Genomic DNA, 20,400 nt, shown 5'->3' on the forward strand with positions numbered 1-20,400 from the left:
CTTGCGTCGAGGAGGCTTGGCAGGCAGTCGGCGGAAAGGGAGCGGATTTCAGAAATCAACGGGCATGTTATTTTATAAAAAACGTAGGGAAGTTTGAAGTTAATAATTATCTAAAAAATCAAAAACTTCTTCTTTTTCTAATTAAATTGTGATAGTGTATAAAAAAAGAGAAGTATTACCTTCATCATAATTTTAAAAAGAAGTATTTAATTCATCAGAAAGGAGTGATATGGTGGAACATCTTCCATTTAAATTATTAGTAAAAGAAAAATTTGATCATCTATCGGCAGGTCAAAAAAAAGTTGCCGCTTACCTGATTGAAAATTTGGATGAAGCCGCCTTTAAAACGGCATTTCAAATTGGTAGGGAAGCGGAGGTTAGTGAAACAACGGTCATTCGGTTTTCATATTCATTGGGATTTGAAGGGTTTAGTAAAATGCAGGCGAGGATTCAAAAACAGCTGCTGCACCAAAATCAAATAGACTTATCCAATACTGATTCCATTCTCCGCATTGATGACAAGCAAGATCCCTTTACAAAAGTGATAGAAAACGAAGTTCATATTTTAAGACATCTATTAGATCATACGAACGTTCAGGACATATGGAAAGCAGTCGATGTTCTGATCCAGGCTGACCAAATATTGATTGCAGGGCATCGGATTTCCCATGCCGCCGCCTATTGGTTCTCCTATACGCTAAGTTCATTAAGGGAAAATGTAAGTTTATGTTCACCTACAGGAGACTTCTATGAAAAGTTTTGTAATCTCACAAATAAGTCTGCATTAGTTGTTTTTTCCTTTCCAAGATATGCAAATGAAACATTAAAAATTGCTGAGTGTGCCAAAGAACAAGGAGTTTGTTTAATTTCAGTTACAGACCGCCTTCTGTCACCAGTTGGACGCATCGCTGATATTTCACTGACAACTGAGGAAAACGCAGAAACCGGAACCAATTCAATCGCTTCCGTTATTAGCTTGTTGGACTTGGTCATTGCTGGCATCCATCAAAAAGACGCAAAACGGATATATACCCATCAGCAAAAATTAGAAAGACTATATTCAAGTTATGAGGTGTTTAATGAATGAGTTTTTAACAAAGTTAAAATTCATGTAAAGGAGGAGGTGCAACATTATGGACCCGATTCAATATATTGATTTGCATCAAGAATCATTGATGAAGTCCTACCATGATTTGCATTCTTTGGCTGAGCCAAGCTGGCAGGAGGAAAGAACGTCTTGCTATATTTTAAAATGTCTTAGGGGAGCGGGAATCACCGTAAAAACATTTCAGGGCCATCATGGAATTATTGCCGAGATTCCAGGCATTTCAAAAAAGGTTGTGGCATTAAGGGCTGATATGGATGCGCTTGTTCAGGAAGTAGATGGAGTTGTTAAAGCCAATCATTCATGTGGACACGACGCACATAGCACAATGGTTTTATATACAGCGTTGGCCATTGCCTCCAGCGGAATCCGGCCTAAACACACTCTCCGATTTATATTTCAGCCTGCAGAAGAAAAAGGGGAAGGCGCTCTTCAAATGATCAATGATGGCGCGTTGGAGAATGTTACATATTTATTCGGGGTACATGTAAGACCCAGTACGGAGGTTCCTTATATGAAGGCTTCCCCCGTCATTGTCCATGGCTCAGCCGAAACAATAAGGGGTACAATCAAAGGCCTTCAGGCCCATGCATCCCGTCCGCAAGATGGAATAAATGTAATCGAAGCAGCAGCTTTGCTTGTCCAAAAATTACAGCAGATTAATCTGGAAACCGAAATTCCTTATTCCATCAAAATGACTCAATTTGAAACAAACAATAAAGCATCAAACGTTATCCCGGAAACAGCTGTCTTTGCTATTGATGCCAGAGCACAGTCAAATGATGTAATGAATGAACTAAATCGCTTAACAAAGGAAGCTTTTGAACAGACAATGGAACAAACTGAAACATACATCTCCTGGTCTGCGGAAGAATTTGTCCCAGCTGCGACCTTGAATGAAAAGGCGATAAAGCTGGCTGAGGCCGCAATTGCAGATATCCTTGGGATGGAAAATGTCGTTTCAGTCTGTGTTTCTCAAGGAGGAGAGGATTTTCATTTTTATACAGCCGAAAATCCTGATATAACTGCAACCATGATAGGGTTAGGCTGCGATCTAACGCCTGGTCTGCACCATCCGGATATGAAGTTTAATTTACAAGCACTTATTTATGGAACGAAAATTTTAATTAACACAGTCATGATGGTGGCAGAAGAGTAAAATTTTTCACTTAAAAAATTAATGAAGGGGTGTTTTATGGAAAATACGGCACAAACATCACAAACCGGGGACCAAACAGCTGCTGATGAAAAACAACTGGAGAGAAAACTCAAACCAAGGCATCTTTCGATGATCGCAATCGGCGGCACCATTGGAACGGGGCTATTTTTAGCAAGCGGTTCCATTATTCATACTGCGGGTCCTGGAGGAGCTGTGGCTGCTTATATAATTGCCGGGATCATGGTTTACTTTCTGATGACAAGCTTAGCCGAAATGGCTGCCCTTATTCCTATTACAGGCTCTTTTAGTACCTATACATCAAGGTTTGTCGATCCTGCATTGGGATTTGCGGTCGGATGGAACTATTGGTATAACAATGCAATCGTAGTCGCACTGGAATTAGCAGCCTCCTCCCTGATAATGAAATATTGGCTGCCTTCTGTTCCAGGCATCATTTGGAGCGCATTATTTCTTGCACTCATATTTGGCCTGAATATTTTATCGGTAAAAGGATATGGAGAATCAGAATTCTGGTTTGCCATTATAAAGGTTTTGACGATTATCATTTTTATAGCAGTAGGTTTATTAATGATTGTAGGAATCATGGGAGGGGATGCCGTAGGTTTTGAAAATATCACCAAAGGGGAGGCACCGTTTAAAGGAGGCTTTTTATCTATTATAAGTGTCTTTATGGTGGTAGGGTTTGCCTTTCAAGGTACCGAGTTAGTAGGAATTGCGGCCGGTGAGAGTGAAAACCCGAGAAAAAATATACCAAAGGCCATTAAGCAAATCTTCTGGAGACTCCTCTTGTTTTATGTATTGGCGATAATTGTGATTGGATTTTTAATAAGCTATAATGATCCGCGTTTGTTAAGCTCGGATATTGAAGATATTGCGGTAAGTCCCTTCACTCTAGTTTTTCAAAACGCTGGGCTTGCCATCGCTGCCTCCGTTATGAATGTGGTCATTCTTACTTCCGTTCTTTCTGCAGGCAATTCAGCCATGTACGGAGCTTCTCGCGTGCTTTGGGTGCTGGCGAAAGAAGGCAAAGCCCCTTCGTTTCTAAAAAAAGTGAATTCAGGCGGCATTCCAGTGAACGCTGTGTACTTTTCTACCATCGTTGGGATGGCAGCTTTCCTGACCTCTCTTTTCGGTGAAGGCACGATTTATACTTGGTTATTGAATGCTGCAGGATTATCCGGTTTTTTATCCTGGTTAGGAATTTCGATTACACATTATCGTTTCCGGAAGGCATATATTGCACAAGGTAGAGATTTGAAAGATTTGCCTTATGTATCAAAATGGTATCCATTCGGTCCGATATTAGCCACACTTTTATGTGTTACGGCAATCCTGGGACAAAATTACTCTGCATTTTTCGGTCCTGAGATTGATTGGTATGGAATTTTAATTTCCTATATCGGGCTTCCTTTATTTTTCCTGGCTTTTCTAGGTTATAAAATCGTAAAGAAAACAAAAATGACTCCATTGCAAGAGGCCGATTTCAGTAAAGTGGAATAACCTCTTTTGTGAAAAAGCAGGAGAGCATTTCTTATTAAGAAAGACCATTTACATGATAGCTTCAGTGCCTCGTAACGACATGCCGTCAGCTGTGGACTGCCTTGTCATCTTATGTTGTCAATAAGGGCACTTGTGCTATACCAAGGAGGTTGACCATGACGAAATCACAGGAAATTGTAATTCGTTCTATTCATGGAATTGAAGAGCTGGAGGACGTAAGAAAGCTAGAGTCAAGCATTTGGGGAGAAACCGACTCAATCCCCACACACCAAACCTTAACAGCCGTGAAAAACGGCGGTTTGGTTATAGGAGCTTATTGCGAAGGAAAGCTGATTGGATTTCAATACAGCTTTCCGGGATTCAATGGGCAATCAGCCTATCTTTGTTCACATATACTAGGCATAGATGAGCAATTTCGCAACAAAGGTATAGGCGAGAAGTTAAAGTTAGCACAACGTGAGGAAGCGCTAAAGCTCGGCTATCCCCTTATTACCTGGACTTACGATCCTTTGGAAAGTGTTAATGGGTATTTAAATATAGCCAAGCTCGGTGGGGTATGCTCCACATATATCGCAAACTGCTATGGTGAAATGGAAGATCTTTTAAACAGCGGAATTCCTTCTGACCGCTTTCTTGTCGAATGGCATATTGATAAAAAAGAGACAACGGATTCTAGCGGAGGGGGAATGCCGCTGGACTTTGTGATGGAAAACTCGCTTATTCAATGGGATACCATTGAAAAGGGATTGCCAGTTCCATCGTTCACTCGCCCGCTGCCTGAACAAGAATGTGAACTAGCTTTTGTGGCCCTTCCAAAGGACTTCCAATCAATAAGAGTCACAAATATTCAAGCGGCCAATGAATGGCGGATGAAAACCAGGGACATTTTTATCGGATTATTTGAGCAAGGATGGCAGGTAACAGATTTTATGAAGAATTCCATGACGGAAATTCCCGTTCAGTTTTATGTGCTTTCAAGGAAATGAACTAGAAGAATATATATAATGTTTAGTAATTTCAGGCTGTGTAAGCCTATTAATAAAAAATTTGTAAGACTGTGTTCTTTAACAGTTTTATCACAGAAGGAGAATTTCTAAGTGAAAATTAAACAAGTTATTCTAAGGCATCTTAAGCTAGACTTGCATGAACCTTTTACAACTAGCTTTGGGACGGAATACGATAGGGATTTTATCCTTGTGGAAGCCATAAGCGATGATGGCATTTCCGGTTGGGCTGAATCGGTTGCGATGCTCGACCCTCTGTATAATGAAGAGACCTTAAAAACAAACTGGCATATACTAGAAGACTATCTAATTCCAATAATCCTCAAAAATGAAATCAAGCATCCTGATGAAATTTCTGAAAAATATTTCACCCATATTCGCGGAAATTATATGGCAAAAGCCGCTTTAGAGGGTGCTGTTTGGGATTTGTATGCTAAAAAGCAAGGTGCTTCTCTTTCAAATGTGTTAGGTGGAACAAAAAAGAAAATTGAAGTGGGGGTAAGCATCGGAATAAAGGATTCGATCGATTCGACCCTGGATATAATTGAAGCTCGTCTCGGTGAAGGCTATAAACGTTTTAAACTAAAAATCAAACCGGGCTGGGATGTTGAATTAATAGACAAGGTACGAAAAGTATATCCTGAAATCCCGCTCATGGCCGATGCAAATTCAGCTTATACCTTAAAAGATATAGACCGGTTATCCGCCTTGGATGATTTTAATTTAATGATGATTGAGCAGCCGCTTGCCTATAATGATATCATTGACCATGCAGATTTACAGTCAAGGTTAAAAACACCTATTTGCCTGGATGAAAGCATACACTCATTAGAGGATGCCAGGAAAGCTATTAAATTGGGCAGCTGTAAAATTATTAATATTAAGATTGGCCGTGTCGGAGGTTTGACTGAATCTAAGAAAATCCATGATTTATGCCTAGAACATGGCATTCCGCTATGGTGTGGAGGTATGCTGGAATCAGGCATTGGAAGAGCTCATAATATTGCAATCACTTCACTGCCGAACTTCACTCTTCCCGGTGATACCGCAGCTTCCTCCCTCTATTGGGCAGAAGATATCACTGACCCTGAAGTTACAGTGGAAAACGGAATGATCAGTGTTCCAGAATTGCCTGGAATCGGCTATGAACCAAGCATGGAAAAAATCAAAAAGTATACTATACACAGTCAAACCTATCATTTAAGTGAGAATGTTGCTAGAAACGCCTAGGCTGCTACAACATTGCATAAGGCATGATTCCCGAAAAAGGGAGCATGCCTTTTTTATTTATAATCCATTTTCCATTCAAAATATATTGTAATTCGACCTTCTGCCATGTATGGTGTTATGAAATGCAGATTAGCTTTTCTTATATCCTTTAAAAAGTTATCATAATAGAGTCTTTGTCCATTGTATATATACACATTTATGATACAAAACTGCATGTATAGAAAAAAGGGGTGAGGCGATGCGAAATTTACATACTATCTGTGCCGTAATAACCGTCTACATTTTCTTTTTTTGCTGTTTCTTTCCTTCAGCAGTCCATTCGGAAGCCCAAAAAGTGATACGGGTTGCAGGGGATAATAACTTTCCACCTTTTGAATACTTGAGCGATTCGGGTGTTTATACCGGTTTTAATGTGGATATAATGAACGCCATTTCTATCGAGACTGGCATTAGGTTCGAATACTATCCCATGCCGTGGAACGAGGCAGTACAAGCTATGCGCTCTGGAAAAGTGGATGCGATTCAAGGCATGAAGTACAATCAAGAACGTGAAGAGATTTATGATTTTTCAGCTCCGTATTTCACCAGTTCACAAGGAATTTTTGTGTTAAAAGATAATATGTATATCCGAAAAATCGAAGATCTTAAAGGCCGGAAAGTAGCTGTACAAAAAGGAGATGTTGCAAGCGGTCTATTAAGTAAAGTCGATCGTTTGCAATTGGTGGAAACTAATAATCAACAAGAAGCCGTTCAGTCATTGATCGACGGTAAAGTGGATGCTTTCATTGGAAATCGGATTACGGGTCAATATTTTCTACAGAAAAATGAGCAGCAATCACTTATTAAGATTGTCGGTGAGCCACTTGACACCACAAAGTATGCTGTAGCCGTGATGCCGAAAAACAAAGAGTTGCTGACACTATTCAATCAGGCCATTTCTCAAATCAAGAAAGATGGAACGTATGAAAAGATAGAGAAAAAGTGGTTCGGCGAATATATCCTGCCAAATACTCAACGGCTCCGTAAAACGTTGTTGTATTTGGAAATTGGTCTTATTCTTACCTTCATTGTGATTTCTCTCATCTTATGGTGGAATCTCAGCCTTAAACGAGAAGTGGCTAAGCGAACGGAGCAAATTGAGCACGTGAATAAAGACTTGGAAGAGAAGATGCTGCTTCTTGAGGAAAACATCAACTTTCAGCAGCAAGTATTAAACAGTGCCTACAGTTCGCTTATTACACTGAATCAGCAAGGTCTTGTATCGATGATTAATGTTAGGGCCATGGAATATTTGGGGGTGGACGGTAATGTTGTTGGAAAACGTTTTCAGGATCTGCCAACTGCCCGTTTCATCCCGGAAAAGGAGATTAAGGCTGCATTAGAGAAAAAGAGAGTTTTCTTGCAAAAGGAAACGGTATGTTCTCATTATGCGGGCAAAAAAAGGCATATAACTTACAGCATGTATCCAATTCAGACTATTGGGGGAGAAAGTGTAGGTGCGGTGTTGAATTTTTTCGATAGTACGGAACAAAAACAACTGGAGAGAAAAGTGGCTCAGGATGACCGATTGCGTTCATTGGGTCAACTCGTGGCGGGTATCGCTCATGAAATAAGAAATCCGTTAACATCCATCCTTACCTATACGCAATTGCTGCCGAAAAAATTTGCAAGCGCAGATTTCCGAACGTTCTTTTCCGAACAGGTCACTAGTGAAATTACCCGACTTAATACATTGATTAACGATTTGCTCGATTATGCCCGCCCTAAAAAATCAGAGCCTGTCACATTTTTGCTGAATGAGGCCATGGCAGGGATTGAACTATTGCTTAAGCCGAAAATCAAAGAAAAAAACCTGAGCATTGTTCGCGAGTTCGCTGGAAACATTCAGGCAACTGCAGATACACAGCAGATCAAACAAGTACTGGTGAACGTCATTCTCAATGCCATACAGGCGTCCAATACAGGGGGAACACTTATTTTTCGGGCATACTATCGGGATGTGTTCACTGTCGTTGAAATCGAGGATGAAGGAATTGGGATTTCGGAAGAAGACATTGATAAGATCTTTGAACCGTTTTACACCAGGAAACCGAACGGGGTCGGGCTAGGGCTTTCTATTACGTATCAGCTTGTCAAAGAAAATGATGGCATTATCGAGACAAGAAGTGAAGTAGGAAAGGGAACAATAGTGACCATTTGTTTACAGCATTAATACAGAAAGGGTGAAAACGATGCACGATATCATGATTATTGATGATGAGCCAACCATATGTCAGTCACTTACGTTTGCATTGGAAGACCAGTATCACGTTTATTCGTTTACAGACCCACGTGAAGCGCTTCCGCTTTTCGAAAGAACAGAAATCGCCATCGTATTGCTGGATTTAAAAATCGGGGGATATAATGGGATGGAAGTGTTAGAAGAAATCAAACGCCTCTCCCCCTCGACTGTTGTCATTATGATGACGGCTTACGGCACCATTCCTTCTTCCGTGGAAGCAATGCGTAAGGGGGCGTTTTCATATGCGACAAAGCCGCTTCATATTGATGAATTGGAAGTGCTGATGCAAAAGGCAGAAGAAGTGTACACCCTTCAGTCCAAAGTGAAATGGCTGAGTGAAGAATTGAATAAGGTGGCAGGTGTGAACGGCCTCATCGGTGAAAGCTTGGCCATGCGCAAAATATTCTCCCTCATCGAAAAAGTGAAGGATATCGATTCCAACATTCTCATAGAAGGGGAAAGTGGAACCGGTAAAGAAGTCGTCGCCAGAACCATCCATAATCAAAGCAAGCGCAGAAACAAAAAGTTTCAGGCTATTAATTGTGCCGCCATTCCGACTCACCTGTTGGAATCAGAATTATTTGGATACGAAAAGGGCGCATTTACAGGGGCGACACAGCGAAAATATGGACTTTTTGTGCTGGCGGAAGGAGGAACAATTTTTCTTGACGAAATCGGTGAGATGGATTTGACACTGCAGGGGAAAATTTTGCGCGTTCTACAAGAGAGAAAGGTAATGCCCGTTGGCGGGATAGAAGAAGTCAGCATCGATGTCCGGATCATTGCAGCGACAAACAGAGACTTGGTTAAAGAAGTAAAAGAGAATCGATTTCGTGAAGATTTATATTACAGATTAAATGTGATTCCGATTCACCTTCCTGCTTTACGTGAACGAAAAGAGGATATTCCTTTGCTGTTGGAATTTTTCATTGCAAAAATCGGTGATCGAATGGGAAAACCTGTAGAAGGAATTTCCCATGAAGCGCTGCAGCTTTTACAGCAATATGACTTTCCAGGAAATATTCGTGAACTGCAGAACGTGATTGAAAGAGCAATAGCGCTTACGAATGATTCTTACATACAGAAAGCCGATTTACCTTCCGACATCCAAAAAAGCTCGCGCCCATTTTTCGGCAATACCCTAATCCCCGTATATGTCGGCGAACCGCTTGAAGAAATCGAAAAAAGAGTGATTCTTCATAACCTTGCCGCTTTTAACGGTCATCAAAGGAAGACAGCGCAAACAATTGGCATCGGGGAGAGGACATTGCGGGACAAGTTGAAGAAATATCGGGAAGAAAAGTAGGCGGAAATTGCCGAGCGGCAATTTTCGCCTACTTTTTATTTTGAATATATCTGAATTTTCCACTGTTTTTATGGATATGGACCTGGCATGAAACTTGCTTAATAAAATTGTAGTAAAACCATTAAGCAGAATGGAGGGAACATAGATATACAACATAATGGTCTACAGAGCTGGACTGGAAGTTATAATGCGGCGAAAGCGGGGATGTGCAAAATGCATCAGGCAGGATAAGTCAATGGCCTATCCAAATTTACCGAAAACAAAAAGGACAAGCAATCGCACCACATCTTTTATAACAGTACAACCCGAAATTTATTGGCGATTGCAAATATGAAGTATTTTTATTTATGGGGAGGAAAAATAAATGTATGCGTTACCAAATATGGATTTATGGAAAGGCAGAACAGATAGTCTAATAGATAAAGATGAATTTAGAATTCATCAAATAGTTAAAGATAATCAAACAACATCAGTAAATAATACATGTGGAATAATAGGGTTCTCTTGTGAAGAAGGCGTACGCAGGAATAAAGGAAGACTTGGAAGCAAAGAAGCTCCCAATGAAATACGTAAATCCTTATCATCTCTATCTTGGCACGGCCAATCAGCAGATAGCCTAGTTGATTTCGGAAATATCATTTGTGAAAATCAAAAGTTAGAAGCAGCTCAAGCTGAATTGGGAAGCCACGTAGAGAAAATATTATCTAAAAATTTGTTTCCTGTTATTTTGGGGGGCGGACATGAAACCTTTTATGGTCATTATCTAGGAATTAGGTCGAGTGTTGGCCCCAATGCCAAAATAGGCATTCTTAACATTGATGCTCATTTTGACTTACGCTCTTATGAAGATATAACTTCTTCTGGAACGATGTTTAAACAAATATTAGATAATGATCATCAAGCTAGTTATTTGCCAATTGGCATTCAACGTTATGGAAACACTAAAAAATTATTTGACACTGCAACTACACTTGGTTGCTCTTGGATATTGGAAGAAGAATTAGTAGATGAAAATTCTGAAGAAAACGAAAATAAAATTCTGAATTTTATAAATCAGCATGATTATATTATATTAACACTTTGTATGGATGTTATAAACGCTTCTGAAGCACCGGGTGTTAGTGCCCCTTCCTCATTTGGTCTTTCTGGAAAAATGGTTAGACAATTAATTCGTAAGATTACTTCACATACGAAAACTATTTCATTTGATATTTGTGAAGTGAATCCATCATTAGATTGTGATAATCGCACTGTCAAACTAGCTGCAAACCTAATAAATGAAGTATTCATGTGTGTGGAGAGGAGATAAGCAATATGAACATCGAGATTAATCAAACGATCACTATTTTTTTAGCGATACTGCTTTTAGCACTAGGCGGGATTATCGTTAAGAATGTCAAATTATTTAGACACTTTTGTATCCCTGCACCCGTTGTTGGGGGATTACTTTTTGCAATCGTCGCTACAAGTCTTAAAACCTTTTTAAACATAACCATTTCATTGGATACGACACTCCAGGGGTTATTCATGTTAACATTTTTTACGTCCGTTGGATTGGGTGCCAGTTTCCAATTAGTGAAAGTCGGCGGTAAATTATTATTAATATATTGGTTGTTATGTGGGTTTCTGGCATTTGCTCAAAATTTAATCGGAATTTCTTTAGCACCCGTTTTTGGGATTGATCCATTGATTGGCATGATGGCAGGAGCAATTTCCATGGAAGGCGGCATAGGTGCAGCTACAGCATTTGGCGGTACGATTGAATCACTGGGAATTCAATCTGCACAAGCAATTGGAATAGCAGCAGCAACATTAGGATTAGTATTTGGTGGATTAGTTGGAGGTCCAACTGTAAAGTATTTAATTAATAAACACAAATTAACACCAAGTAAAGAGGATATTGAAATTCAAGAAAAGAAAGAAATGGAAGACAAAATAGAATTAAATGTAGCTTCATTTATGAAACAAGTGTTAATACTGACATTTTGTATGGCTTTAGGTTCATATCTAGGAGAGTTATTTTCGGCAAAGACAGGTTATGTTTTACCGAACTATGTTGGAGCAATGATAGTGGCTGTAATAGTTCGGAATATTTTAGATAAAATAAACGGGAAAATTATCGAAATGCCTAGTATTAATTTTATTGGAGATATCACTTTAGGTATTTTCTTATCTATGGCATTAATGAGTATAAAATTATGGGAAGTTGCTGACCTTGCTTTACCAATCATTTTAATTGTGGTTATACAAGTCATTTTCATTATCCTTTTAAGTATATTCATCATGTTTCGTTTTCTTGGCAAAAATTACGATGCGGCAGTTATGGTTGGAGGTTTCATAGGACATGGTATAGGGGCTACACCAAATGCTATGGCAAATATGTCAACAATCACTGCGAAATATGGACCTTCGAGTAAAGCATATTTAATCGTTCCGATAGTCGGTGCATTTCTTATCGATGTTTTTGCCATGCCAATCATCATTATAAGTATTAATCTATTTAAATGATGATTTGTTATTAATTAAGGCATCAAAAAGTGGCTTTACTATAAATCCCGACTTGGTCAAAAAATGGATTGAAATAAAGTGTTACCGAATGTTTTTGGGAATGCCAAAACATTCGGTATTGATTTTTTTTATTCCGAAATTGCCCATATAGTAGGTAATTCACAATGGTTTTTCTGTATGATTACTTAATGCACGGAAACCTATCAATTTCAAGTAGACATCAGCAACCATAGGTGTATCGTATCAGAGCCTGATTTAGGAAAGAATGCTGCTGCGGTGTTAAGAGGTCAGTAGAATTAAGCTCTGTTATGCATCTTTGTTAATGATATCCAACATGGCCTAAATTGAATTGTACTGAAAAAATGTAATAATTAAAGGGGGGAAATTCGTTGTCATTTTCTCTAAAACTAATAAGGAAAAGTGAACAAATAACCAGTCTTTGGTCAGGTGGTAAAACAACTCAACTAGCCATTTATCCTGAAGAAGCTGATTACTCGAAGCGTGATTTCAAATGGCGGATAAGCACAGCAGAAGTCGAGGTGGACGAATCCTTATTTACTCACCTTCCAGGCATTCAGAGAATCATCATGATCCTTGATGGTAAAATGTCGCTGCTACATCAGGGAAAGCCCAGTGTGCATTTAAGCCCATTTGAACAGGATCGGTTTGATGGAGGCTGGACAACCCAGTATTGGGAAGGTCACTGACTTTAATTTGATGTTAGCGGAAGGCTGCGAAGGTGACATCAGCTCGATTCATATGAATGATGGAACCCATGCGGAAGTGTTGCATAATCGGGATTCTTCGAAAAGAACCGACGCCTTCTATTGTTTCAAAGGCAGGAGTAGAATGAATATCGATGAAAAAGAGACAATTGTTTTAGAGCAAGGTGACTTAATAACCTTAAACAGAGATCATACCTCCGACAATTTAAATATAAAGTTATCAAATCATGATGACGACTCTACTGCAACAATTATTAAGGTAAGTATTTTTTATTGATAGAGAAATTCTGGGGCCCCAAAGCATCCTTCTCCTATATAAATCCGAGTTCATTGCGCCGCAATTTACTTAATGATATTTTTTATTAATTAACAGAAATGTCCTTTGTCGGGCTAAGTTTGTATCAAAAAGGGTTCCGTCTGAAGCTTTAAACATAGTTGATTGGAGCGGGTGTGCGAGACTCCTGCGGGAATAGCGAGTCCAAGGGAGACCCCACAGGCGCAAGTGCGCCGCGGGCGGACCGCTCTCGGAAAGCGAGTACCCTACGTTCCAATCAACGTCCAAATTTGTACAAGCCAAAAAAAACTGTAGACAAACTCGATTTTCATCGAGAGTTTGTCTACAGTCTGAGCCGTCTATAGACGGCTTTTTCTTTTTGATATTTAAAGGAGATAAAGTGTCTATTTTAAGATTAAAATTATTTTGATATATCCAATCCCTTAATTATTTGAGAATGTTTGGTGTGTGAAATTGAAATTAAAACACTTACATTTCCTATTATCTGTGTATAAATACCTGAAAATATGAAATTATCTTTAAATTCAGATGATTCAGTGTTATTATTTTATAAGAATATTCAAACTATTAAATTGGAAGGTGAGGGAACTCATATGTCACAGATGTTGGCTTTGGTTATTGTTATTCTGATTTTATTTGTAGGGGACATAGTGGCGGTTCGAACAAAAGCCTGGGTACCTTCCGTTTTCATTACCGCGATTCTATTTCTTTGTGGTTATTGGACATTCTTCCCGCAAGACATCGTTTCAATAGCAGGTGTTCCACCGGTAGTGGCAACCATGATGATGTACTTATTGATCACGAATATGGGAACATTGCTTTCAATAAGGGAATTGGTGAATCAATGGAAGACGATTGTCATCTCCTTATCTGGTATTCTTGGCATTGTTGCACTATTATTCGGAATTGGCATCTTTATTTTTGATCTGCAAACTGTCCTTGTAGCGGTTCCACCATTAGTGGGAGGTATGGTTTCTTCAATAATCATGTCAGAAGGAGCGGCAGATGCAGGACTTACGAGCTTGTCCGTTTTTGCCATTGTTATTTATGTCATGCAAGGCTTCGCTGGATATCCTTTAACTTCAATTGTCTTGAAGAAAGAAGGGAAGAAGCTTTTGGGGCAATACCGCAATGGAAAGTTAACGGTAAAAAAGGATGAAACTGCAGCCGCTGTAGAAGGCCTGACGGAACTTAGGCTGTTTAAGAAACTTCCTGAAAAATATAATACGGAGTATTTCAAATTTTTAAGACTTGCAGTTGTTGCTTTACTTGCTTACCTAGTTTCGAGTGGATTAGAGCCGATTATATCTATAAACGCATTTGTTCTTTGCTTACTATTCGGGGTTATCGGAAAAAGTATCGGTTTCTTGGAAAGACAGACACTGCAAAAAGCAAATGGATTTGGATTTGCGATCATGGCCCTTATGCTTTTCGTCTTTGATGGATTGAAAAATGCAACACCAAGTATGATGATGGAGATTCTTTACCCACTTGTTGTTTGCATTATCTTAGCTGTGATAGGTATGTATATATTCTCATTCATAGCAGGGAAATTGTTAAAAGTCAGCAAAGAAATGGCCTTTGCTGTATCTTTAACAGCATTATACGGATTTCCAGCTGATTACATTATCACCAATGAAGTCGTCAATTCATTAACAAAAGATGAAAATGAAAAAGAAGCATTGCTAAGCCATATGCTGCCGCCGATGCTTGTTGGCGGATTTATATCGGTAACAATCGTGTCGGTTATTTTGGCAGGAATATTCGTACAATTCTTGTAAAATAGGAGGGATTCTAAGTGAGGCTTAGCGAACGTATAGAAAAGCAAATAAATGATTTGAGCGAATTTACATCAACACCCGGAGAAGGGACTACCCGGCTTACGTATAGCAAGGAAGACTTGCTTACACGTAATTATATAAAAAATAAAATGTTGGAATACGGCCTGACAGTAAAGGAAGATGGATTTGGAAATATTTTTGGAAAGCTTGAGGGTACTTTAAAAGATGCACCAAGCGTTCTGTTAGGTTCACATTTTGATTCCGTACCAAATGGCGGTGCGTATGACGGACCAGCCGGTGTAATTGTCGCACTTGAAGTGGCTGCCCTATTTGCAGAAAATCAATTAACACCTAAATATCCATTGGAAATCGTTGCCCTGATTGAAGAAGAAGGAGCTCGTTTTGGCGGAGGGCTAATGGGGTCGAGAGGAATAGTGGGAACGCTAAGTGAGGAAAGTTTTAAAAATTTAAAGGATAAAGATGGTATCACCACAATTAAAGCGATGTCAAAAATTGGACTGGATTTCTCTCTTCCGAAAAGAAGAAATCCCAATAGCATTAAAGCATTTCTCGAATTGCATATAGAACAAGGTCCAATCCTTGAAGAGAAGAATATCTCCATTGGTGTTGTAGAAGCTATTGTTGGTTTAACTCAATTTGAAGTAACCATTGAAGGAAAGGCAGGACATGCAGGCACAACCCCAATGGATCGCCGTACGGACGCATTGGTTGCTGCCGCTCAAATTATTTCTCAAATACCAAACTTTGCAATTGAGGAAGGAGAAGGAACGGTTATAACGACAGGACGACTAGATGTTTTACCAAATGGAGCAAACGTCATACCGAATAAAGTGGTATTTTCGGTAGATATTCGATCAAGCAAGGAAGAACATATTAACAATGTCATCAAACGGATGAAAGAATTGATCGAATCCTATCATGAACAGGGGATCCATACAACTGCGGAACAGCTTTTATATATGCCGCCAAAAGTATTGAGTAATGAGATTAAAGCTTTATTAAAAGATAAAAGTTCTGATTTGGAAATTCCATACTGTTCCATTGATAGTGGAGCAGGTCATGATGCGATGGTTTTTTCCGATGTGACTGATGTTGGCATGCTCTTTGTTCCAAGTAAAGCAGGGTTAAGTCATTGTCCGGAGGAATGGTCGGATGCACGTCATTTGGCAAATGGAGTACAAATCTTTTACGAAGCGGCTAAATGTTTAACGGAGGTAGAAAAAAATGATTAATCAAACGATAAAAGAAGCGATTCAAAATTATAGTGATGAATTAACAGAAATACGCAGAAAACTTCATAGCGAACCTGAATTATCATGGGAAGAAGAAAATACAACTGCTTTTATTTGTGAATACCTTGAAAAATTAGGGATTACTTATCGAAAAGCAGAACCAACAGGTGTCATTGCAGAAATTAAAGGCGGTAAGGCTGGAAAGACCGTCGCTTTAAGAGCAGATATGGACGCCCTTTCTGTAGAAGAACTAAATAAAGACTTGTCGTATGCTTCAAAAGAAGAAGGGAAAATGCATGCATGTGGTCATGATGCACACACATCCATGCTATTAATTGCAGCGAAGGCACTAAACGAAATAAAAGAAGAATTACCTGGGAATGTGCGCTTAATATTCCAACCAGCCGAAGAAGTAGCAACAGGTGCAAGGGAAATGGTTAAACAGGGGGCCGTTGAAGGTGTTGATAATGTTTTTGGCATACATATTTGGTCGCAAATGCCAACAAACACGGTTGCTTGCACTCAAGGACCTTCATTCGCTTCAGCAGATATCTTTACCGTAACCTTTAAAGGAAGAGGGGGACATGGTGCAATGCCGCAAGATTGTATCGATGCTACTATTGTTGCCTCTTCATTCGTCATGAACGTACAGTCCGTCGTATCAAGAACGGTCGACCCTCAAAATCCCGCTGTTTTGACAGTTGGAAAAATGGTCGTTGGCACACGATTTAATGTCATTGCAGAAAATGCCGTCATTGAAGGGACTGTCCGTTGTTTTGATCCTAAAACACGTGACCATATTGAAAAGCAGCTCCAGATTTATGCTGAAAATGTTGCGAACATTTACGGTGCGACCGCAAAGGTTAATTACTACCGTGGCACGCAAGCTGTCATCAATGATGAATATAGTGCCAAATTAGTGCAAAAGGTGGCCTCACAAGCGTTTGGCGTAGACGCAATATATAATGAAAAGCCAACAATGGGGGGAGAAGACTTTAGCTTCTATTTAGATGAAGTACCCGGAAGCTTCGCTTTAGTGGGATCAGGAAACCCTGAAAAAGATACGGAATGGGCCCACCATCATGGAAAATTCAACATCGACGAAGAAGCGCTTGCTACCGGTTCAGAACTTTATGCCCAATATGCATGGGCATATTTGAATGAATAACGGACTGAAAAGAAGAAGGAACTTGGACAATTTCAAAACAGTCTTTCAATGTCAGAAGGCCGCCAATTGGCGGCCTTCTGGCGTTAAGGGTTACATTTAACTACAAAGGCGTTGTATACAGTAAAAAAGGGATGGATTTTACCATTCCTTTTGTTTTCCATTAACAAGGAATGAAACAACAAAGGTATCTTATGTCGTAATTAAAATGAGAAATCAATTAATTACCACGAAAAACTTAAAAAAACTTAAAATAATGCAGATTTTATTGCTATTAAAATTAAGTAGAATTATAATTGGATCTATAGGGTGACATCATGTAACTGGAACAGTGACTATTTCAACAGATATGAATGGATTGAAATTGTAAAAATAAATCCAAAAACACCACAAGAAGAGATATGAAAGATTGGAGGAAAAGAGTAAATCCAATCAAATACCGGGCTGGATGCCTCTTGTTCTCCAATGAAGTTTATAATCATGATCATCTTAAAATATAAACGTACTAAAGGAGGATTTCACAGGTGAATCAGGAAAAAGAAGGTTTGTCCCGCAGAAAGTTTATAGGTAACGTCTGTAAAATTGGAAGCGCTTCCGCTGTTCTCGGTGTCACGGACACGGTGGGATTATTTATGCCTGAGACGGCAAGTGCGGATGCTGAGAGGAAGGCTGGCCATAACACCAAAAAACCAGGAAAGAACAGTTCCTACATATTGATGAATGTTAGATTGGAAAGTGGATACAAGTATAAAGATGGCCAGGTCGTCGCAACCGAAACCGTATTGAGGAACCTCCATATTGTAAAAGGCATCATTACCAGAATACTAGATACCAAGTCCCCTTATGGAAAAGGTGTCGATTGCTACGACGCTAAAGGCATGTTGCTACTTCCTTCTTTTAGAGATATGCATATTCATTTGGATAAAACCTTTTATGGCGGTCCTTGGAGAGCGGCTGCGACGAGGAAAAATGGCATTTTTGACATGATTACCTTGGAGCAGACACTGCTGCTGGAGCTCCTTCCAACAGCTCAGGAGCGTGCGGAGAAATTAATTGAACTAATTCTTGGCTATGGCTCAACTTATGTCAGAAGCCATTGCAACATCGATCCAGTCGTTGGCTTGAAAAATCTTGAAAAACTAAATCTGGCCTTAGCGAACTATTCAGATAAAATATCACATGAAATCGTTGGATTTCCTCAACATGGCCTACTTCGTTCAAATTCTCAGGGATTGATACGTGAAGCCATGCAGCTCGGAGTTACACATGTTGGCGGACTTGATCCAACCTTAGTTGACGGGGATATGGAAAAATCGTTGCAAACGATGGTACAGATCGCGGTTGACTACAAAGCAGGTATTGATATTCACCTTCATGAAGGTGGCGAAACGGGTTTGAAGGCAATACGTCGATTGGCTGATCTGACTGAGGAAGCTGGTCTGCAGGGAAAAGTGACGATCAGTCATGCGTTTTCGCTCGCTTCGTTAGGGGATGGCGCCGACGTAGAAATGGCAAAGCGCCTTGCATCGCTGGGTATTTCCATTGCCTCAACCGTTCCAATCGGCAAAGACGTAATGCCGATTCCGCTCCTTCAGAAGCATAAGGTGAACGTCATGCTAGGTAATGATAGTATTACGGATCACTGGTCACCATTCGGGATTGGCGATACGCTGCAGAAGGCACATCTCGCCTCAGATCTATACGGATGGTCAAACGAATACAACCTGTCTCGCTCACTTTCCCTTGCTACCGGTGGTATTACACCGTTAGACGAGGCTGGTAAGCAAATATGGCCAAAGGTAGGCGATGCCGCGACCGCTGTACTCATTCCAGCAAGCTGCTCGGCCGAAGCCGTAGCCCGACTGCCTAAGCGTGCTGCCGTATTGCATAAGGGAACTCTCTCTTCGGGTTCTCTGGATAGCGTGAAGCCTAAGCTTCATACCAATTAAAAGGGTATGACAATGTTAATGAACCTTGGTAAAAAAGAATTGGGATAGGTTCGATGAGCACATTAACGTTTAACGTTTTAAAGGAATTACAAAATATGAATACCGATGGGGGAAGTTATGCTACAAAATATTGGAATACCAGGATTGATGCTAATTTTAGTGATTGCCCTTATTATTTTCGGCCCTTCAAAGTTACCGGAAATCGGAAGGGCGTTTGGCTCAACATTAAGAGAATTTAAAAAGTCTACCAGAGACCTTGTAGCAGATGACACTCATGCAGATGTGACCAATAAGAAAGAAAGCTAATCAAATAAATGAAGAGAGGATGTAGGATCTGTCTTACATCTTTTTTTCCTGGAGTGATGAAGTTGGAAAATCAAATAAAAACGAGCATGATTCAGCACCTTGAGGAGTTACGTAAACGTATTATTATAACATTAGTCGTTTTCACGCTGTTCCTCGTACTGACATTTATATATGTTCAAGATATTTATAATGTAATAGTTAAAGACTTGCCGTTTAAGCTAGCCCTGTTAGGACCGAGTGATATCATACTCGTTTATTTAATGATTGCCACCGTCGTTGCCATCGCGGCTACTATACCGGTTGCTGCTCACCAAACTTGGCTGTTTATACATCCAGCGTTAACAGCAAAAGAACGCAAGGTTACTAGCGCTTATATTCCAGCTCTTTTTATTCTATTCATATTAGGAATCAGTTTTGGTTACTTTATTTTATTTCCTATTGTCCTGAATTTTTTAATGTCTCTATCAAACGGCATGTTTACTACTTTCTTTACAACGGAGAAATATTTCCGGTTTATGCTTCATATGACATTGCCTTTTGGATTTCTATTTGAAATGCCCGTTGTTATCCTGTTTCTAACAAGTTTAGGAATTATAAATCCATACCGTTTGCAAAAAATCAGGAAATATTCTTACTTTATTTTAATAGTTATTTCAATTTTGATTACTCCACCAGACTTTCTATCAGATATCCTAGTTACAATACCTTTATTACTCTTATATGAAAGCAGTGTCAGCTTATCTAAATTCGTATATAATCGACATCAAAGGGAAAAAGAAAGTAAAAAATATGAATCTGTCTAAAAAGGGCCT

The 20,400-nt window shown here is 39.5% G+C and carries 15 protein-coding genes and 1 pseudogene; all 16 read left to right on the forward strand.

Annotation, left to right across the window (positions count from 1 at the left end; all coding sequences use genetic code 11):
* Positions 1–232: 232 nt before the first annotated feature.
* Positions 233–1,087 (forward strand): MurR/RpiR family transcriptional regulator, encoded by an 855-nt coding sequence (locus tag ADA55_RS22405; protein ID WP_048687669.1) that lies wholly within the window; start codon positions 233–235, stop codon positions 1,085–1,087.
* Between the two features lie 46 nt (positions 1,088–1,133).
* A complete protein-coding gene (locus tag ADA55_RS22410; RefSeq protein WP_048687670.1) occupies positions 1,134–2,264 on the forward strand; it encodes an amidohydrolase in 1,131 nt (376 codons plus the stop codon).
* A 36-nt stretch (positions 2,265–2,300) separates the two neighbouring features.
* On the forward strand, positions 2,301–3,785 hold the full coding sequence (locus tag ADA55_RS22415; protein ID WP_048687671.1) for an amino acid permease: 1,485 nt from the start codon (positions 2,301–2,303) through the stop codon (positions 3,783–3,785).
* Between the two features lie 155 nt (positions 3,786–3,940).
* Positions 3,941–4,771, forward strand: coding sequence for an acetyltransferase (locus tag ADA55_RS22420; protein ID WP_048687672.1), 831 nt, complete (start codon positions 3,941–3,943; stop codon positions 4,769–4,771).
* A gap of 111 nt (positions 4,772–4,882) precedes the next feature.
* On the forward strand, positions 4,883–6,019 hold the full coding sequence (gene menC, locus ADA55_RS22425) for an o-succinylbenzoate synthase (RefSeq protein ID WP_048687673.1): 1,137 nt from the start codon (positions 4,883–4,885) through the stop codon (positions 6,017–6,019).
* A gap of 238 nt (positions 6,020–6,257) precedes the next feature.
* Entirely contained in the window at positions 6,258–8,231 is a 1,974-nt protein-coding gene (locus tag ADA55_RS22430) for a transporter substrate-binding domain-containing protein (protein ID WP_048687674.1), read from the forward strand.
* A 19-nt stretch (positions 8,232–8,250) separates the two neighbouring features.
* Positions 8,251–9,606: a sigma-54-dependent transcriptional regulator gene (locus ADA55_RS22435; RefSeq protein WP_048687675.1), complete on the forward strand. Its 1,356-nt coding sequence runs from the start codon at positions 8,251–8,253 to the stop codon at positions 9,604–9,606.
* A 364-nt stretch (positions 9,607–9,970) separates the two neighbouring features.
* On the forward strand, positions 9,971–10,915 hold the full coding sequence (hutG, locus tag ADA55_RS22440) for a formimidoylglutamase (RefSeq protein WP_048687676.1): 945 nt from the start codon (positions 9,971–9,973) through the stop codon (positions 10,913–10,915).
* Positions 10,916–10,920: 5 nt separating this feature from the next.
* On the forward strand, positions 10,921–12,114 hold the full coding sequence (gene gltS / locus ADA55_RS22445) for a sodium/glutamate symporter (protein WP_034312856.1): 1,194 nt from the start codon (positions 10,921–10,923) through the stop codon (positions 12,112–12,114).
* 389 nt (positions 12,115–12,503) lie between these two features.
* A pseudogene (locus ADA55_RS31515) lies at positions 12,504–13,116 on the forward strand (HutD family protein).
* Between the two features lie 611 nt (positions 13,117–13,727).
* On the forward strand, positions 13,728–14,915 hold the full coding sequence (locus tag ADA55_RS22455; RefSeq protein ID WP_048687677.1) for a membrane protein: 1,188 nt from the start codon (positions 13,728–13,730) through the stop codon (positions 14,913–14,915).
* A gap of 17 nt (positions 14,916–14,932) precedes the next feature.
* The gene (locus ADA55_RS22460; protein WP_048687678.1) at positions 14,933–16,168 is read left to right on the forward strand and encodes a Zn-dependent hydrolase; all 1,236 of its coding nucleotides are present in this window, start codon (positions 14,933–14,935) and stop codon (positions 16,166–16,168) included.
* Entirely contained in the window at positions 16,161–17,336 is a 1,176-nt protein-coding gene (locus ADA55_RS22465; RefSeq protein ID WP_048687679.1) for a M20 family metallopeptidase, read from the forward strand. Before ADA55_RS22460 ends, ADA55_RS22465 begins: the two co-directional genes overlap by 8 nt.
* Before the next feature lie 542 nt (positions 17,337–17,878).
* Complete coding sequence (locus ADA55_RS22470; protein ID WP_264371017.1) at positions 17,879–19,282, forward strand: amidohydrolase; 1,404 nt, start codon at positions 17,879–17,881, stop codon at positions 19,280–19,282.
* Between the two features lie 117 nt (positions 19,283–19,399).
* Entirely contained in the window at positions 19,400–19,588 is a 189-nt protein-coding gene (locus ADA55_RS22475; RefSeq protein WP_048687681.1) for a twin-arginine translocase TatA/TatE family subunit, read from the forward strand.
* An 86-nt stretch (positions 19,589–19,674) separates the two neighbouring features.
* Positions 19,675–20,391 carry a twin-arginine translocase subunit TatC gene (gene tatC / locus ADA55_RS22480; protein WP_373689794.1) on the forward strand — a complete coding sequence of 239 codons (717 nt, stop codon included), beginning with the start codon at positions 19,675–19,677 and terminating at the stop codon, positions 20,389–20,391.
* Positions 20,392–20,400: the final 9 nt, after the last annotated feature.

Source organism: Bacillus sp. 220_BSPC, assembly GCF_001054655.1.
Taxonomy (GTDB): Bacteria; Bacillota; Bacilli; order Bacillales; family DSM-1321; genus Peribacillus; species Peribacillus frigoritolerans.